17 protein-coding genes are annotated in these 13,924 nt (G+C 74.2%); 11 read left to right on the forward strand and 6 right to left on the reverse strand.

The features are described 5' to 3' along the window. Positions 1-25: 25 nt before the first annotated feature. Complete coding sequence (locus ACWEJ6_RS06220) at positions 26-1,288, reverse strand: serine hydrolase domain-containing protein (RefSeq protein WP_452421712.1); 1,263 nt, start codon at positions 1,286-1,288, stop codon at positions 26-28. A gap of 152 nt (positions 1,289-1,440) precedes the next feature. Here ACWEJ6_RS06220 and ACWEJ6_RS06225 point away from each other — a divergent pair, with 152 nt between their 5' ends. The 4 genes from ACWEJ6_RS06225 to ACWEJ6_RS06240 all read left to right on the forward strand — a co-directional run bounded on the left by ACWEJ6_RS06225 (position 1,441) and on the right by ACWEJ6_RS06240 (position 3,615). After that, complete coding sequence (locus tag ACWEJ6_RS06225; RefSeq protein ID WP_387674764.1) at positions 1,441-1,785, forward strand: VOC family protein; 345 nt, start codon at positions 1,441-1,443, stop codon at positions 1,783-1,785. A gap of 18 nt (positions 1,786-1,803) precedes the next feature. After that, positions 1,804-2,682 (forward strand): helix-turn-helix domain-containing protein, encoded by an 879-nt coding sequence (locus ACWEJ6_RS06230; protein ID WP_452421715.1) that lies wholly within the window; start codon positions 1,804-1,806, stop codon positions 2,680-2,682. 60 nt (positions 2,683-2,742) lie between these two features. Continuing rightward, positions 2,743-3,180, forward strand: a complete 438-nt coding sequence (locus ACWEJ6_RS06235) for an SRPBCC family protein (protein ID WP_364335961.1) — start codon at positions 2,743-2,745, stop codon at positions 3,178-3,180. A gap of 78 nt (positions 3,181-3,258) precedes the next feature. After that, positions 3,259-3,615 (forward strand): PRC-barrel domain containing protein, encoded by a 357-nt coding sequence (locus tag ACWEJ6_RS06240; protein WP_352356660.1) that lies wholly within the window; start codon positions 3,259-3,261, stop codon positions 3,613-3,615. A 106-nt stretch (positions 3,616-3,721) separates the two neighbouring features. Here ACWEJ6_RS06240 and ACWEJ6_RS06245 read toward each other — a convergent pair whose 3' ends face one another. Beyond that, a complete protein-coding gene (locus ACWEJ6_RS06245) occupies positions 3,722-4,570 on the reverse strand; it encodes a helix-turn-helix transcriptional regulator (RefSeq protein WP_452421717.1) in 849 nt (282 codons plus the stop codon). A gap of 104 nt (positions 4,571-4,674) precedes the next feature. Between ACWEJ6_RS06245 and ACWEJ6_RS06250 the strand changes: the two genes are divergently transcribed. Then, complete coding sequence (locus ACWEJ6_RS06250) at positions 4,675-6,156, forward strand: MFS transporter (protein WP_452421719.1); 1,482 nt, start codon at positions 4,675-4,677, stop codon at positions 6,154-6,156. An 11-nt stretch (positions 6,157-6,167) separates the two neighbouring features. Here ACWEJ6_RS06250 and ACWEJ6_RS06255 read toward each other — a convergent pair whose 3' ends face one another. Beyond that, positions 6,168-6,929 carry an alpha/beta fold hydrolase gene (locus tag ACWEJ6_RS06255; protein ID WP_387674749.1) on the reverse strand — a complete coding sequence of 254 codons (762 nt, stop codon included), beginning with the start codon at positions 6,927-6,929 and terminating at the stop codon, positions 6,168-6,170. A gap of 146 nt (positions 6,930-7,075) precedes the next feature. Between ACWEJ6_RS06255 and ACWEJ6_RS06260 the strand changes: the two genes are divergently transcribed. Together ACWEJ6_RS06260 and ACWEJ6_RS06265 are read left to right on the forward strand one after the other, a co-directional pair. After that, the gene (locus ACWEJ6_RS06260; RefSeq protein ID WP_397157033.1) at positions 7,076-7,729 is read left to right on the forward strand and encodes a class I SAM-dependent DNA methyltransferase; all 654 of its coding nucleotides are present in this window, start codon (positions 7,076-7,078) and stop codon (positions 7,727-7,729) included. Positions 7,730-7,809: 80 nt separating this feature from the next. Next, the gene (locus ACWEJ6_RS06265) at positions 7,810-8,223 is read left to right on the forward strand and encodes a hypothetical protein (protein WP_452421722.1); all 414 of its coding nucleotides are present in this window, start codon (positions 7,810-7,812) and stop codon (positions 8,221-8,223) included. On the opposite strand, the gene mltG is transcribed toward ACWEJ6_RS06265, so the two are convergent. Together mltG and ACWEJ6_RS06275 are read right to left on the reverse strand one after the other, a co-directional pair. Next, the gene (gene mltG / locus ACWEJ6_RS06270) at positions 8,195-9,142 is read right to left on the reverse strand and encodes an endolytic transglycosylase MltG (RefSeq protein WP_452421724.1); all 948 of its coding nucleotides are present in this window, start codon (positions 9,140-9,142) and stop codon (positions 8,195-8,197) included. The two genes, ACWEJ6_RS06265 and mltG, sit on opposite strands and share 29 nt — an antisense overlap. Then, complete coding sequence (locus ACWEJ6_RS06275; protein WP_452421726.1) at positions 9,139-9,441, reverse strand: sigma-70 family RNA polymerase sigma factor; 303 nt, start codon at positions 9,439-9,441, stop codon at positions 9,139-9,141. The genes mltG and ACWEJ6_RS06275 overlap by 4 nt, the downstream gene beginning before the upstream one ends. A 326-nt stretch (positions 9,442-9,767) precedes the next feature. Here ACWEJ6_RS06275 and ACWEJ6_RS06280 point away from each other — a divergent pair, with 326 nt between their 5' ends. From ACWEJ6_RS06280 to ACWEJ6_RS06295, 4 genes are all read left to right on the forward strand, one after another. Then, positions 9,768-10,352, forward strand: a complete 585-nt coding sequence (locus ACWEJ6_RS06280; protein WP_452421728.1) for an NADPH-dependent FMN reductase — start codon at positions 9,768-9,770, stop codon at positions 10,350-10,352. After that, positions 10,349-11,821, forward strand: coding sequence for a DHA2 family efflux MFS transporter permease subunit (locus ACWEJ6_RS06285; RefSeq protein ID WP_452421730.1), 1,473 nt, complete (start codon positions 10,349-10,351; stop codon positions 11,819-11,821). The genes ACWEJ6_RS06280 and ACWEJ6_RS06285 overlap by 4 nt, the downstream gene beginning before the upstream one ends. Further along, on the forward strand, positions 11,818-12,204 hold the full coding sequence (locus tag ACWEJ6_RS06290; protein WP_452421732.1) for a MerR family transcriptional regulator: 387 nt from the start codon (positions 11,818-11,820) through the stop codon (positions 12,202-12,204). Before ACWEJ6_RS06285 ends, ACWEJ6_RS06290 begins: the two co-directional genes overlap by 4 nt. A gap of 82 nt (positions 12,205-12,286) precedes the next feature. After that, positions 12,287-13,036, forward strand: coding sequence for an SDR family oxidoreductase (locus tag ACWEJ6_RS06295; RefSeq protein ID WP_358287034.1), 750 nt, complete (start codon positions 12,287-12,289; stop codon positions 13,034-13,036). Positions 13,037-13,056: 20 nt separating this feature from the next. Here the strand turns inward: ACWEJ6_RS06295 and ACWEJ6_RS06300 are convergent, their stop codons facing one another. After that, positions 13,057-13,875 (reverse strand): phosphotransferase family protein, encoded by an 819-nt coding sequence (locus ACWEJ6_RS06300; protein ID WP_452421734.1) that lies wholly within the window; start codon positions 13,873-13,875, stop codon positions 13,057-13,059. Between the last annotated feature and the right edge of the window lie 49 nt (positions 13,876-13,924).

Here is a 13,924-nt window from a genome sequence, read left to right on the forward strand (position 1 = left end):
ACGCGCCGCCCGGTCACCGCGCCGCTCAGTCGGCGTCCGGCACCGGCTTGCCGAACATCGTGCAGGTCACCGCCGTCTGCAGCGCCTGGACGGCCTTGGCGAGCTTCGGGTCGGCCTCGAACTCGGCCCAGTACTCCGACGCGACGAGCACGGTGGCCGTGCGGCGGCCGGTCCGGTCGGTGAGGCCGGTGGTCAGGTAGCCCGGCATGCCGCCGTCGTGCCCCCAGAACGTGCCGCACGGATGGGCGGCGGTCTGGATGCCCAGCCCGTAGCCGGGCCCGTCCGGCTGCCGCGGGTCCATCGGGACGGTGGTGCGCAGCTGGGCGAGCTGGGCGGCGGGCAGCAGCCTGCCGGACATGAGCGCGGCGTGGAAGCGGGCCCAGTCCCGGGTGCTGGACACCACCGCCCCGGCCGGGCCGCCCCAGCCGGGGTCGTGGCCGGAGACGTCCACATGCCCGTCGTGGCGCGGCCCGGCGAGCCGCCGGAACGCGGCAGGCACCGCGGGCGGCTGGTGGGCGGCGTCCGGCTCGTAGCCGCGCGCGTACGGGCCGCGCCAGGCGGGCCCGGTCGCGTAGTAGGTATGAGCGAGGCCGAGCGGCCGGGCGATCCGGTCCCTGACCAGGCCGGCCAGGCTCGCCCCGGTGACCCGCTCCAGGACCGCGCCGACGGCGGCATAGCCGGTGTTGCTGTAGGACCACTTGGCGCCGGGCGCGAACAGCGGAGCGTGCTTCACCCCCAGGGCCAGCAGTTTCGCCGGGGTCCACCGCCGCCTGTCCTTGCCGAGCATCGAGGGCCGGATCGCGGGGTCGTCGGTGTAGTCGTACAGGCCGCTGGTGTGGTTCAGCAGCATGCGCAGCGTGATCGCGCCGCCGCCCGGCACCTGGCCGGGCAGCCACTTGTCCACCGGGTCGGTCAGGGCGAGCCTGCCCTCGGCCACGAGTTGCAGCACCAGCACGGCGACCATGGTCTTGGTGTTGGACCCCATGCGGAACTCGTCGTCCGCCTTGAGCACGTGGTCGCGTCTGGTCCAGGCGGCCTGCTCGGCGATCTCGACGGGCCGGCCCCGGCCGTCGTCGACCCGGACGAGCACGCCGGGCGCCCCGGCCGCCACCACCTCCCGCGCCAGGCGCTGCAGCAGGGCGGGCGTCCCGTCCAGGGCCGGCCGGGACGTGGCGGCGGCCGGGAGCGCCGCGACCACGGCCAGGCCCGCGGCCGGCACGGCGGCCGTGAGCGCGCGCAGCCACCGCGGCCGGGCGGCCCGCCGGGACGGGACATCACAGGGGTACATGAACCGGTTCCTCCTCCATCGGGTGACACCAACGCCCTCACCCTCGGGCCCCCTGCTCACAAACCGCACACATCCCGCTGTCAGCCCGCCGCCACGGCGATGAGTTCGCCCCACCGGCGGAGTCTCCATGGCGACGGGAAGGAGTGGTCCGAGTGGATCTGTACAGCGTGGTGTGCGTACGCGACCGGGCGGCGGCGCAGCAGTGGTACGAGGCGTTCTTCGGCCGCCCGGCGGACGAGGTCGTCGGCGAGGAGCACCTGTGGCAGGTCGGCGAGAACGCGTGGGTCGTCATCGACGACCGGCACATGCGCGCCGCGCGCGTCGGCGGCACCATGATCACGTTCGGCGTGTCCGGCCTCGACGACATCCTGGCCAGGCTGGCCGGGCACGGCATCGAGCACGGGCCCGTGGAGACGTACGGCAACGGCGTGCGTCACGTGGACGTCCTCGACCCGGACGGCAACAGCCTCTCGCTCGCCGAGGCCCCGCCGCAGTGATCCGGTTAGGCTCGGGACGTGTTCGACTCGCCCGACTTCGACCTGGCGCCCTACGCCGGCCTCGACACCTCGGCGTACGTGCGGCACACGTACAACAGCTGGGACGACGCCGGCTGGCGGTCGCTGCTGGTGCAGGGCTTCCGGCACGCGCCCGAGGCCGAGCACTTCGCGCTGCCCGCCGTGTCCGACCTGCATCTCGTGCTCTGCGTGGCGGGGAACGCCGACCTGCGGATGCACGCGGGCGGCAGGCCGGCCCGGCGGCGCTGGGTCCCGGGCCACCTGGAGCTGATGGTCCCGGGCCGGGCCGGGTCGATCAGCTACCGGGCGGCGGCCGGGCTGCGCACCGTCCAGGTGCACGTCCCCGCGGCGGCCGTCCGGCGGGCCGCCGACGCGCTGGGCGGTCGCGAGCCCGACCTGGAGGCGACCGCCGCGGCCCTGGCGGCCGGTGATCCGGTCGTCGAGCAGCTCCTGCGCGCGCTGCCGGGCCGCGCGGCGGCCGGCGACCTGTACGCCGAGTCCGCCGCCGCCTTCCTCGTGACGCACCTGCTGACCCGGGGCGGGGCCGAGCGCCTGCCCGGCCCGGAGCACGCGGCCGTCCGGGCGGCTGTCGCCATCATGACCGAGCGCCTGGCCGAGCCGCTGACGCTGGCGGCCGTCGCGGCCGAGGTGCATCTGAGCGTGTACCACTTCGTCCGGGTGTTCCGGGAGGGCACCGGCCAGACGCCCCACCGGTACCTCACCCGGTTGCGCGTCGAGGAGGCGCGGCGGCTGCTGTCGTCCACCTCGCTCAGCGTCGAGCAGATCGCCGGGCGGTGCGGGTTCGCCGGTGCGGGCTCGTTGTCGTCGGCCTTCCTGCGGCAGACCGGCGTGCGGCCGTCGGCGTACCGCAAGAACTGACCGATCGACGGCAATCGTGCGCATGGCCTCCGGGTGGGGCCGGTGCCTACGTTGGGGCTCATGCCGTACTCCTTCGCCGTGACCGCCCGCTCGCAGGCCGCCCCCGAGGCCGTCTTCGCGGCGCTCACACACGCCGCCACCTGGCCGTCGTGGTCGCCGATCGACTCCGCCGACGTCGAGGGCGGCGATCCGGCGGCCCGGCAGCAGGCGGGCGACACCAGGGTCTTCCGCACCGGGCGCAACGTCTCGCGCGAGCGCGTCGTCGAGCTCGTCCCCGACCGGCGGTTCGTCTACGACAACCTGGGCGGCCCGTTCCGCTCCTATCGCGGGACGGTCGAGCTCGCGCCGGCCGCCGGCGGCGGCACCGACATCACCTGGTCCGCCGCCTTCGAGCCGAGGATGCCGCTCTCGGGTGGCTTCTGGCGGTGGTACCTGACCCGTTTCGTGCAGGGCATGGCCGACGGCCTCGCCGCGTACGCCGCCCGCGCGGCGAAGTGACCGCGGCCCGATGTTTGGCGCGGCTGAACCGGGAAGAGTGGGTGGGCAACGTTCTCTAGATCATCAGGAGGAAACCCCTTGTCTCAGGACATGTGGAGCTACGGTTCCGACGTCTACGGCGACAAGACTCTCGACGTGGTCGGCTTCGACGTCGAGGCCACCGACGGCTCGATCGGCTCGGTGGACGAGGCGAGCCACACCGTCGGCGACAGCTACCTGGTGGTCGACACCGGTCCGTGGATCTTCGGCAAGAAGGTCGTGCTGCCGGCCGGCACCGTCACGCGGATCGACCCGCAGGAGCGCAAGGTCCACCTCGCGCGGACCAAGCAGGAGATCAAGGACTCGCCGAAGTTCGACGAGGACGCCGTGTACAACGACGACGTCCACCGCAACGAGGTGGGCGCGTACTACAGCCGCTTCAACGGCACCGTCTGACGTAACCCGGGTACCCGCCGGGGTGCCCGCCGGGCGCGACGCGCGCCGCAGCAGCTGCCAAGGCCCCACAGCTCTGCGACCGGCGGGCCCCCGAGGGCCGGACGTCTCAGGACGTCCGGCCGCTCTGCTGGGTCAGGATGCGCAGGGCGTCGGCGGAGGACGGGTCGGCCGGGGTGTAGATCTCGACCCGGTGGTCGGGGCTGTCGGGCTGGAGCCAGACCTGGTAGTCGACGTCGACCGCGCCGACCGTGGGATGCCGCAGGCGCATCGTGCCCACCGTGCAGTCGGCGACCTCGCCCACCGCCCACAACGCCGCGAACTCCGCGCTGTGCATCGTCAGCTCCCCGATCAGCTCCGCCAGGCGGGCGTCCGAGGGGAAGCGGCCCGCGGTGAGCCGGAGGTAGGCGACATGGATGCGGGCTAGTTCGTCCCAGTTGCGGTGCAGGTCGCGGAAGAGCGGATCCAGGAAGAACATCCTCGGGACGGACGGGCGGTCCGCCGGATCCCACGGCGCCTCGAACGGCAGATGCTCCCCCATCAGCGCATGACCCGTACGGTTCCACGCGAGCACGTCCCCACGCCGGCCGAGCACGACCGCCGGCGTCGTGTCCTTCAGCGACTCCAGCAGCGCGAGCACCCGCGGACGAGGCTCCTCCACGGGCGGCCGGGACAACCGGGACCGGGCCGGTTGCCGGGCGAGATTGTGCAGGTGGACGGTCTCGATCCGGTCGAGCCGCAGCACCCGCGCCAGAGCGTCGAGCACCTGCTCCGAGGCGGTCTCCGCCTGCCCCTGCTCCAGACGCGTGTAGTACCCGGCGCTCACCCCCGCGAGCTGCGCCAGTTCCTCGCGCCGCAGCCCCGGGACCCGGCGGCCCGTCCCGAACGTGCGCAGCCCGATCGCGGCGGGCGTGACCCGGTCACGACGGCTCTTCAGAAACGCTCCGAGACTCTCCACGCCACCGAGCCTAGGCCGACCGGCGGGCCGCGTGGGTACACCTGCTGGGTGCACCCACGCCAGGGGGATGGTTGCCGGGCGCGTCCTGCCCGAGTGTCGGCGCCATGTATCGACAGCACACGCGCACTTCCCCGGGCCTGCGGGCCTGGCTCGGTCTCCTGGTGATCCTCGGGCCCGTCCTGCTGGTCTCCATGGACGGCTCGATCCTGTTCCTGGCGATGCCCCGGATCAGCCAGGCCCTCACCCCCACCGCGGGCCAGGCCCTGTGGATCCTCGACGTCTACGGCTTCGCCGTCGGCTCCCTGCTGATCGCGTTCGGCAACCTCGGCGACCGGTACGGGCGGCTGCGGCTGCTCATGGTCGGCGCCGCCGTCTTCGGCGCCGGCTCCACGGCGGCGGCGTTCGCGCCCAGCGCCGAGCTGCTGATCGCGGCCCGCGCGCTGATGGGCGTGGCGGGCGCGACCCTGCTGCCGTCGGCGCTGGCCGTGCTGAGCGAGCTGTTCGCCGACCCGCGGCGCCGGGCGCAGGCCATCGGCGTGTTCGCCGCGGCGTTCGCGGCCGGGTTCGCCGCCGGGCCGATCGTGGGCGGCGTGCTGCTGGAACGGTTCTGGTGGGGGTCGGTCTTCCTGGTCAACCTGCCCGTCCTCGCCCTGTTCCTGGTCTTCGCGCCGATCCTGCTGCGCGAGGTGCGGGCGACCCGCGCCGGGCGTGTGGACGTGCCCAGCGTCGTGACGTCCGCGGCCGGGCTGCTGCTCGCGATCTACGCGCTCAAGCACGCCGCCGCCGACGGGCTGTCGGCCGTCCCGGTCGTCGCGGGGGCGGCCGGGGCGGGGCTGCTGGCGTGGTTCGTCCGCAGGCAGTGCGGCCTGGCGCAGCCGCTGATCGAGTTCTCGCTGTTCCGCGACCGGGTGTTCACCGTGGCGATCGTCACCGGGCTGCTGCCGCTGGCGGCGTGGTCGGCGACGGCGTACCTGTCGGGCGTCTACCTCCAGTCCGTGCTCGGCCTGCCCGTGCTGGACGCGGCGCTGCTCGCGTTGCCCGGCGCGGTGGTGCTCACCGTCACCTGCGTCGTCACGCCCTTCGTGGTGGACCGCGTCGGCCGGCGGGCCGCGCTCGCCGTCTGCCACTTCTCCGTCGCGGCGGGGCTGCTGCTCCTGCTCCCGACGGCCGTCACGGGCGGTGCCGGCTGGTACGTCGCGTCCACGGTCGTCGCGGGCGTCGGGTACGGCATCTCGTTCAGCGTCGTCGCCGACACCGCGGTCGGGGCCGTGCCGCCGGAACGGGCCGGAGCGGCGGGGGCGCTGGCCGAGACCAGCAACGAGATCGGCAACGCCCTCGGGATCGCGCTGCTCGGCTCGCTCGCCGCCCTGGTCTTCCGGCTCCGCGGGCCGGACCTGGCCCCCACCCTGGACGAGACCCTCCAGCTGCCCGCCCTCGTGCCGGCGGCGGCCGCGCAGGCCGAGTCGGCGTTCGTCGCCGGGCTGCACGTGGCCGCGGCGGTGGCCGGGGTCCTGCACGTGGTGCTCGGCGTCGTCGCCCTGCTGCGGGCGCGGGTGCGGGACGCCCCGCGGCCGGTCGGTCCTTGAGGGGCGGGTCCTCAGCCGTCGGTCAGGAAGGCGAGGGCGTCGGGGGCGAATCTCCTGTCGGTGAAGGTGCCGCTGTGGCTGCGGCCGGGGTAGACGACGAGCTGGGCGTCCGGGATGCCCTCGACCGTCTGCCGGGCCAGGTCCAGGGGGTAGACCAGGTCGTCGCCGCCCTGGATCAGCAGGGTGGCCGCCTTGATCTCGGACAGCCGGCCGCGCAGGTCGAAGCCGTCCTCGGCGTTGAGCACGGTGACGGCGTCGGAGTGGTCGGCGCGCCCGCCGTCCGACAGCCACAGCAGGCCCCTGAGCAGGACGCGGCCGAGGGCCGACGCGGTGACGATCTCGGCCAGCGCGGGGCTCGGCCGCCTGCCCTGGCGGGCCCGTTCGACGTAGCCGCGCTGGGCCCGCCGGCCGGCCGGGCCGAGGGTGCAGGCCGTGCCCGCCAGGACGAGCCGGTCGACCAGGCCGGGATGGTCGGCGGCCAGTTGCAGGGCGATGGATCCGCCGGTGGACAGGGCCAGCACGTTGACCGGTCCGTCGAACGTGGCCCTGATCGCCCGGGCGAAGATCGCGGCGAGGTCGGCCATCGTCGTGGTGGGGGGCAGCCCGGGCGGGCGGTTGACGACGTACACGGTGAAGTCCCGGGTGAACGGCCGGACCAGCCGCATCGTGGACCAGCGCGTCATGCCCGTGGGGTTGGCGGCCTGCGGGGTGTAGATCAGGACGATCAGCGGCGGCCCGTCGCCGGCCGACAGGTACGGCAGGTCGTTCAGCATGGGGGGATCCCTTCCGTGGCCGCACCGGCCGACTGTATCCGTATGAACAGATTGGATTTTTGTTCACAGCATACGCGAGAACGGGCGGCCCGTCGCGGCGTCGACGGCTCTGCGGCACCCGAGCCGATGGGCTACAGTCGTCCGCCATGGCCGACTCCTCCTACCTCACGGCGACGGCGCGCGCCTACGACGCCGTCGCCGACCTGTACGCCGACCTCGCCCGCGACTCGCTCGACCGCCTGCCGCTGGACCGCGCGCTGGTCGCGGCGTTCGCCGAACTCGTCCGGGCCGCCGGGCCCCGGCCCGTGGTCGAGGCCGGGTGCGGCCCCGGGTACATGACGGCCCACCTGCGTGACCTCGGCCTGGACGCGTTCGGCGTCGACCTGTCCCCCGCGCTGCTCGACATCGCCCGCAGGGACTATCCCGGCCTGCGTTTCGAACTCGGCTCGATGGACGCCCTCGACGTGGCCGACGGCGAGCTGGGCGGCCTGATCTCCTGGTATTCCATGATCCACGTCCCGCCGGCGGAACTGCCGCCGTACCTCGCCGAGTTCCGCCGGGTGCTGGCTCCCGGCGGCCACTTCCTGGTCGGCTTCTTCGAGTCCGAGGGCGGGCCGGTCACGGAGTTCGACCACAAGGTCACGCCGGCCTACCGGTGGCCGATCGACGAACTGGCCGACCTGGCCCGCAAGGAGGGGTTCGTCGAGGTGGGCCGGATGCTCCGCGAGCCGCTGGAGGACGAACGCTTCCGCCGCGGCCACCTGCTGATGCGCGCCGCGTCCCCCGACGACGCACACTAGGCGAACGAGCACACGGGCGTCCCGGCCCCGACCGGCATGCCCGCCGCCCGGACACGCAAGCGAGGTGAGGTGCCGTCCTCTTGAGACGAGTTGTCCTGGTCGTCATCGTCTGCGGCATGGTCCTGGCCGGCGGCGGGGTTCTGGTGTCCTTCGGGTGGCCCCTGATCTACCGGTGGCAGCACGAGGAGACGACGGCGCAGGCCGAGAAGGAGACGCGGCGGCTGGCCGACGGCTACGCGGGCGGCCTGCGAACCCTGCTCACCGGCCGGTGGCCGACGGACCAGCAGGTCCGTGATCTCGGCAACGGTTACGAGGTGCGCGTGTGGCACGTCACCAACCAGCAGCCGTCCGTCCAGGTTGAGATCGAGACGATCACCACCGTGCGCGAGTCCTTCGGCGGCGGCCTGTTCCGGGCCTGTTTCCACGTCGAGGCGACCAAGGCGGACGGCGGCGTCCGGGCCTCGGTCACTCCCCGCGGCCGGTGCTCGGGCTGACCCGCGCGCGTTCTGTGAGTTCGGTGTACTCCTTTTCGGTTGTGGCGAAGGCCAGGGTGCCGTGCTTCGGGTCGGTGAGCACGAAGTACAGCCAGGAGCCCGCGGCCGGGTGGAGGGCGGCCCTGAGCGCGGCCGCGCCGGGGTTGGCGACGGGCCCAGGAGGCAGGCCCTGGTGACGGTAGGTGTTGTACGGCGAACGCACCCGCACGTCCTCGACCGTGACGGGCCCCCGGAGCCTGCCGAGCGCGTAGCGGACCGAGCTGTCGACCTGCAGCGACATGCCGCGGGCCAGCCGGTTGCGCAGGACGCGGGCCACCTTCGGCATGTCGGCCTCGGTGGGCGATTCGGCTTGGACGAGACTGGCCACGATGACGACGTCCAGGGCGTCGGGCCGGGCGGCCAAGCCGAGTTCGTCCGCCGTCGCGCGGAAGCGGGCCACCATCTCGCCCAGGATCTCGGCCGGGGCGGCGGAGCCGGCGAACCGGTACGTGCCGGGGAAGGCGAAGCCCTCCAGCCCGCCCTTCGCGTACGGAGGCAGGCCGAGCGCCCGGCCGTCCCCGGCGGCCTTGGCGAACGACTCCGCGGGCCTGCCGGTCAGGCGGGCGAGCTCGTCGAACAGGCCGGAGACCCGCTCGCCGTCGTTGACGACCTCCACCTGAGCCCGTCCCGGACCGGGCCGCGCGGCCACGGACGGCTCCGGGCGGCCCGGCTCCGGCGCGAGCGCCCGGACGGCGACCGTGCCCCCGGCGGCCAGGACGGCGACGGCGGCCGCCGCCGCCAGCGCGACGCCCCTCCGGCGGGCAGGACGATGCCGCAGGAACCGGGCGGGACGTTGCGGGAGGAACCGGGCGGGAGGCGGTGGCGTCTGCTCGTCCGCCATGTCGGCGAGGGTCTCACGCAGCAGGTTCTCGATGTTCAACGGAACTCCCTCACGGCGCTCAGCTCGGGGGCGGTCTTCTTCAGCCGCTCCAGTGATCGGTAGATCTGGCTGCGGACCGAGCCCACGCGCACGCCCAGCAGGTCCGCGATCTCGGTCTCCGACTTGTCCTCGAAGTAGCGCAGGACGAGCATGGTCCGCTGCCGGGGCGTCAGCCGGGACAGCGCCGCCCGCATCGTCAGGCGCAGGTCGGCCGCGTCGGCGTGCCCGTCGCCGGGCCGGTCGAGCCGCTCCTCCGTGCTCACCTCCACGACCCGCGACCGGCGGCGCCACCGGCTCACCTGCTCGTGGTACATGGTGCGGCGGACGTACCCTTCGACGGCCTCGGGGTCGCGCAGGCCGCGCGACCGTCTTCGCCAGGGCCGACTGGACGAGGTCCTCGGCGGCGTGCCGGTCGCCGGTCAGCAGGTACGCCGTGCGGAACAGCGCCCCCGACCGGTCGATGACGAACTGCCGCAGAACCGCCTCGAAGCCTGGATCCACCCGTCCTCCTCCTCATGTCACCCACCAAGGACGAGCGGGCGTCCCGGAACTATGCCGGACGCCGGAATGGCCCAGGATTCGGCGACTTGAGTTCGCCCATAGGCGAACTCCTAGCGTCGGCCCCATGACGGAAACCAACGCCGACAGCCGCCTCCGGATCGCCGTGGTGATCGGAAGCGTGCGCAGGCCCAGAATGGCCGATCCGCTCGCCGCCTGGCTGGAGCGCGAGCTCAGCACCATCGACTGGCTCGACCTCGACATGATCGACCTGGCCGCGGTCTCGCTGCCGATGCACGAGCTGCAGCCCGGCGGAGGGGCCGCGTCCCCGATCGGCGACGCGCTCGCCGGCGCCGACGGGTTCGTGTTCCTCGTCCCGGAGTACAACCACAGTTTCCCCGCCGCCGTGAAGAACGCGATCGACTGGCACTTCACCGAGTGGGCGTACAAGCCGGTCGCGTTCGTCGGGTACGGCGCCTCCGGCGGCATCAGGGCCGTGGCGCAGCTGCGCATGGTCTTCCCCGAACTGAGGGCCGCCACGGTCCGCGAGTCGGTGCTGATCCCGATGGCGTGGGAGCACCTGGACGCCGGCGGCCGTTTCGTTCCCCCGCCGGGCACGACGCAGGCGCTGCACGCGACGATGGGCGAGCTGCGCACGTGGGCGCGGGCACTGCGGTCCGTCCGCGTCCCGGACCTGGCCGGTCGGCGGTGAGCAGGCTGACCGGGCCGGAACTGCGCGCCGCGGTCGTCCTGATGGCCGGCGGGCTGCTCGCGGTGCTGGACGCCACGATCGTCGTGGTGGCGCTGCCCGCGCTGATGGCGGCGTTCGGGGCGTCGCTGAGCTCTGTGCAGTGGGTCGTCACCGCGTACGCGCTCGGGATGGTGGCGACGATGCCGCTGGCCGCCGGGCTGGCCGCGCGCTGGGGCGCGCGGCGCGTGTACCTGGCGGCGCTGGTCGGCTTCGCGGTCGCCTCCGCCGCCGCCGGCGCGGCCGGCGGCCTGGACGGGCTGATCGCCGCGCGGGCGGCGCAGGGCCTCAGCGGCGGCCTGCTGGCGCCGCTGGGGATGGCGATCGGGTTCGGCGCGGTCGCGCCCGAACGCCGCAGCCGGATGACGGCGGTCACCGGGGTGCCGATGCTGGTCGGGCCGATCCTGGGCCCGCTGCTCGGCGCGGCGCTCCTGGGCGCCGGCTCCTGGCGCGCGCTGTTCTACGTCACCGTGCCGCTGGCGCTGCTGACCGCCGCGGGCGCGCCGGCCTGGTTGCCGGCCGGCCGCGCGGGCGGCCGGCGGGTCCGGCCGGACCTGGTGGGGGCGATCCTGCTGGTGCCCGGCATCGTCGCGGTGGCGTACGGCATCAGCGCCCAGGACAGCCCGGCCTGGACGCGGATCGCCGCGGTGGCCGCCGGCGCGGTGCTGGTCGCGGCCTTCTGCGCGCGGGCGCTGAGCCGTCCGGAGCCGCTGCTGCGGATCCGGCTGCTCGGCGATCCGACGTTCGGCCGGGGCGCCGCGGTGCTCGCCCTGTACGCCGCCCCCTACTTCGGCTCGGCTCTGCTGATGCCCGCCTACGTCCAGACGCTGCGTCTCGACAGCGCCTCGGTCACGGCGGCGCTGATGGTCCCCGGCGCGGTCGGCATGGGCCTCAGCCTGCAGGTGGCGGCCCGGCTGCTGGAACGGCTCGGCCCCCGGCGGGTCGTCGGCACCGGGCTCGGGCTCGTGATCGCGTCCGGCGTGGTCCAGGTGATCATCCTCGCGCCGGACACCCCGTACCCGGTGCTCGGGCTGTTCGCGCTGCTCCAGGGAGCGGGCACCGGCGCGATCATGATGCCGACGATGTCCGGTTCCAGCCGGAACCTCCACGGCCCCGACCTGGCCTCGGGTTCCGCGCTGTTGTCGCTGGTGAGCACGGTCGCCAACGGCATGGGCACCGTGGCGGTCGGCGCGCTGTTCACGGCGCTGACCGCCGCGATGACCGGCGGCGCGTCGCTCGCGGGCCTGGCCGCCATGGACGCGGCGGACAGGGCGGCGCAGGCGGTCACGGTCACCGACGCCCTGCGGCTGACCCAGGCGGCGGCCCTCGTCGTGATGTCGCTGGCCCTCGTCGTACGATTGCGCTCTCCGGCCCGGCACTCGGCGACACCGGGCCGGCGGGAGTCGGCTGAGAGGACGGTGAGCGCGCCGTGACCGTCACAAACCGTCCCGGCTCCGAGACGATCCCGGCCTCGCTCTCGGTCGGGCAGGTGGCCAGGGCCGCCGGGGTGACGCCCAACGCCGTCCGCTTCTACGAGCGCTACGGCGTGATCACCGGCCACCGCAACAGCGGCAACGCCCGCCGCTTCACCGTCGACGCGGTCTGCCGGATCAAGCTCGCCCTCGCCGCGCAGCGGGTCGGCATCACCCTCAAGGAGAGTGCCGACATCCTCTCCGGCATCCCGCCCCTGTCCCGCGACCTCGGCCAGTGGATCGCCGCGGGCGAGGAGCTGGTCCGGATCGGCCGGGCCCGCATCGACCAGCTGCAGACGACCGTGAACGAGCTGGCCACCCTGGATTTCCTCCAGTCCCCTTGATCGCCCTGCGGGCGTCGAGCGGCACGCCTGCCGCCCGCCCGCGGCCTTCGGGTGACTCATCCCCGATCGACAGGAACACATCATGAGCAACCTCCATGGCAAGACCGCGCTCGTCACCGGCGCGAGCAGAGGGATCGGCCGGGCCATCGCCCAGCGCCTGGCCGCGGACGGCGCGCGCGTCGCGGTCCACTACGGCGGCAACGACCAGGCCGCCGCGCAGACCGTCGCCGCGGTCGAGGCGGCGGGCGGGCAGGCGTTCGCCCTGCGGGCCGAGCTGGGCACGCCCGGCGACGCCGACCGCCTGTGGGCCGCCTTCGACGCCCGCGCCGACGGGCTGGACATCCTGGTCAACAACGCCGGCATCCTCAACGACGAGCCCGGCATCGAGCACGTCACCAGACGGCAGTTCGAACGGCTCTTCGCGGTCAACGCCACCGCCCCGTTCTTCGTCACCCAGCTCGCACTCCCCCGCCTGCGTGACGGCGGCCGGATCGTCAACGTCTCCACGATGCTGACCCGCGGCTCGGCGATGCCGACGGCGATCAGCTACGCGATGTCCAAGAGCGCGCTCGACGTGCTCACCTCGACGCTGGCCAAGCAGCTCGGGCCGCGCGGGATCACCGTCAACACCGTGGCGCCCGGCGTCATCGACACCGACATGCACCAGGGCAGACTCGTCGGGGAGGCGCTGACCTGGTTGTCGTCGTTGTCCCCCATGGGCCGCGTGGGCACCCCCGCGGACGTGGCCGACGCGGTGGCCTTCCTGGCCGGCGACGACAGCCGCTGGGTGACCGGCCACTGGCTGGACGCCTCGGGCGGCACCCTGCTCTGACGGCGCACCCCGGCCAGCCCCTACCCGAGCAGCCGCAGCACCCGCTCGGCCTGGACCGCGAGCGTGCCCGGCGGGTTGTGCGGCGCCGCCGGGCCGCCGGGGCCGAGCTGGAGGAACCAGCCCAATGCGATCAGGAGACGGAAATCCCGCACGCGCCGGGCCTCCGCCGGGGTGAGGTCGACCAGGGCCAGCAGTCGCCGCGCGTCCAGGGCGCCGTCGAGGCGGGAGATGTGCTCGCACAGCTCGCCCAGCTCGAAGGCGCGATCGTTGCGGCCGGAGTCCTCCCAGTCGATGAGCCGGACGCGGCGGTCGTGCTCGTCCCACAGGTAGTTCGCGCGGTTGCCGTCGGCCATCCCGAGAACGGGCGTACGGGGATCGGTGGCGAGGCCGTCGGGCGCGGAGGAGTCCAGCCAGGCGACGCCCGCGCGGTACGCCTCCCGCACCACGGGTTCGTCGCCGAGCTCGGGCCGCCTACCTGCCCAGGCCCGAGCCTTGGCCACGGCCGCCACGGGCCCCCAGGAGGCGGGGCCGACCGTCTCCACCACCCGGCGCGGCAGCCGGTGCAGCCGGTTCAGGGCGTCGGCCGTCGCCTGGATCTGCTCGCCGGTGGCCTGCTCGCCGCGCAGGACGCGGCCGGGCAGCCGGCTCATCACGATCAGCGGCGGACGGCCGTCGAGCGCGGCCCGCACGGGGACAGGGCCGAGGCCGGGGGCGTGTTCGGCGAGCAGGGTGAGCGCCTGCCATTCCCGGCGCGGCTCTCCCCGCCCCCACGAGGCGTACCGCTTGATCACGACGTCGTCGTGGAATTCGAGGTCGTGCGTGCATCGGCCGGCTGTCATCTGCCCGTCGCGCCCCTTCCGGTCCCGTGCGGCCGGCGGGCGGGTGGCC

The sequence above is a fragment of the Nonomuraea sp. NPDC004702 genome (assembly GCF_053601695.1).

Bases quoted from the DNA above. Each gene is read 5' to 3' on its own strand.
- ACWEJ6_RS06220 (WP_452421712.1), bottom strand. From the start codon at position 1,288: ATGTACCCCTGTGATGTCCCGTCCCGGCGGGCCGCCCGGCCGCGGTGG.
- ACWEJ6_RS06235 (WP_364335961.1), top strand. From the start codon at position 2,743: ATGCCGTACTCCTTCGCCGTGACCGCCCGCTCGCAGGCCGCCCCCGAG.
- ACWEJ6_RS06250 (WP_452421719.1), top strand. From the start codon at position 4,675: ATGTATCGACAGCACACGCGCACTTCCCCGGGCCTGCGGGCCTGGCTC.
- ACWEJ6_RS06255 (WP_387674749.1), bottom strand. From the start codon at position 6,929: ATGCTGAACGACCTGCCGTACCTGTCGGCCGGCGACGGGCCGCCGCTG.
- ACWEJ6_RS06260 (WP_397157033.1), top strand. From the start codon at position 7,076: ATGGCCGACTCCTCCTACCTCACGGCGACGGCGCGCGCCTACGACGCC.
- ACWEJ6_RS06280 (WP_452421728.1), top strand. From the start codon at position 9,768: ATGACGGAAACCAACGCCGACAGCCGCCTCCGGATCGCCGTGGTGATC.
- ACWEJ6_RS06295 (WP_358287034.1), top strand. From the start codon at position 12,287: ATGAGCAACCTCCATGGCAAGACCGCGCTCGTCACCGGCGCGAGCAGA.
- ACWEJ6_RS06300 (WP_452421734.1), bottom strand. From the start codon at position 13,875: ATGACAGCCGGCCGATGCACGCACGACCTCGAATTCCACGACGACGTC.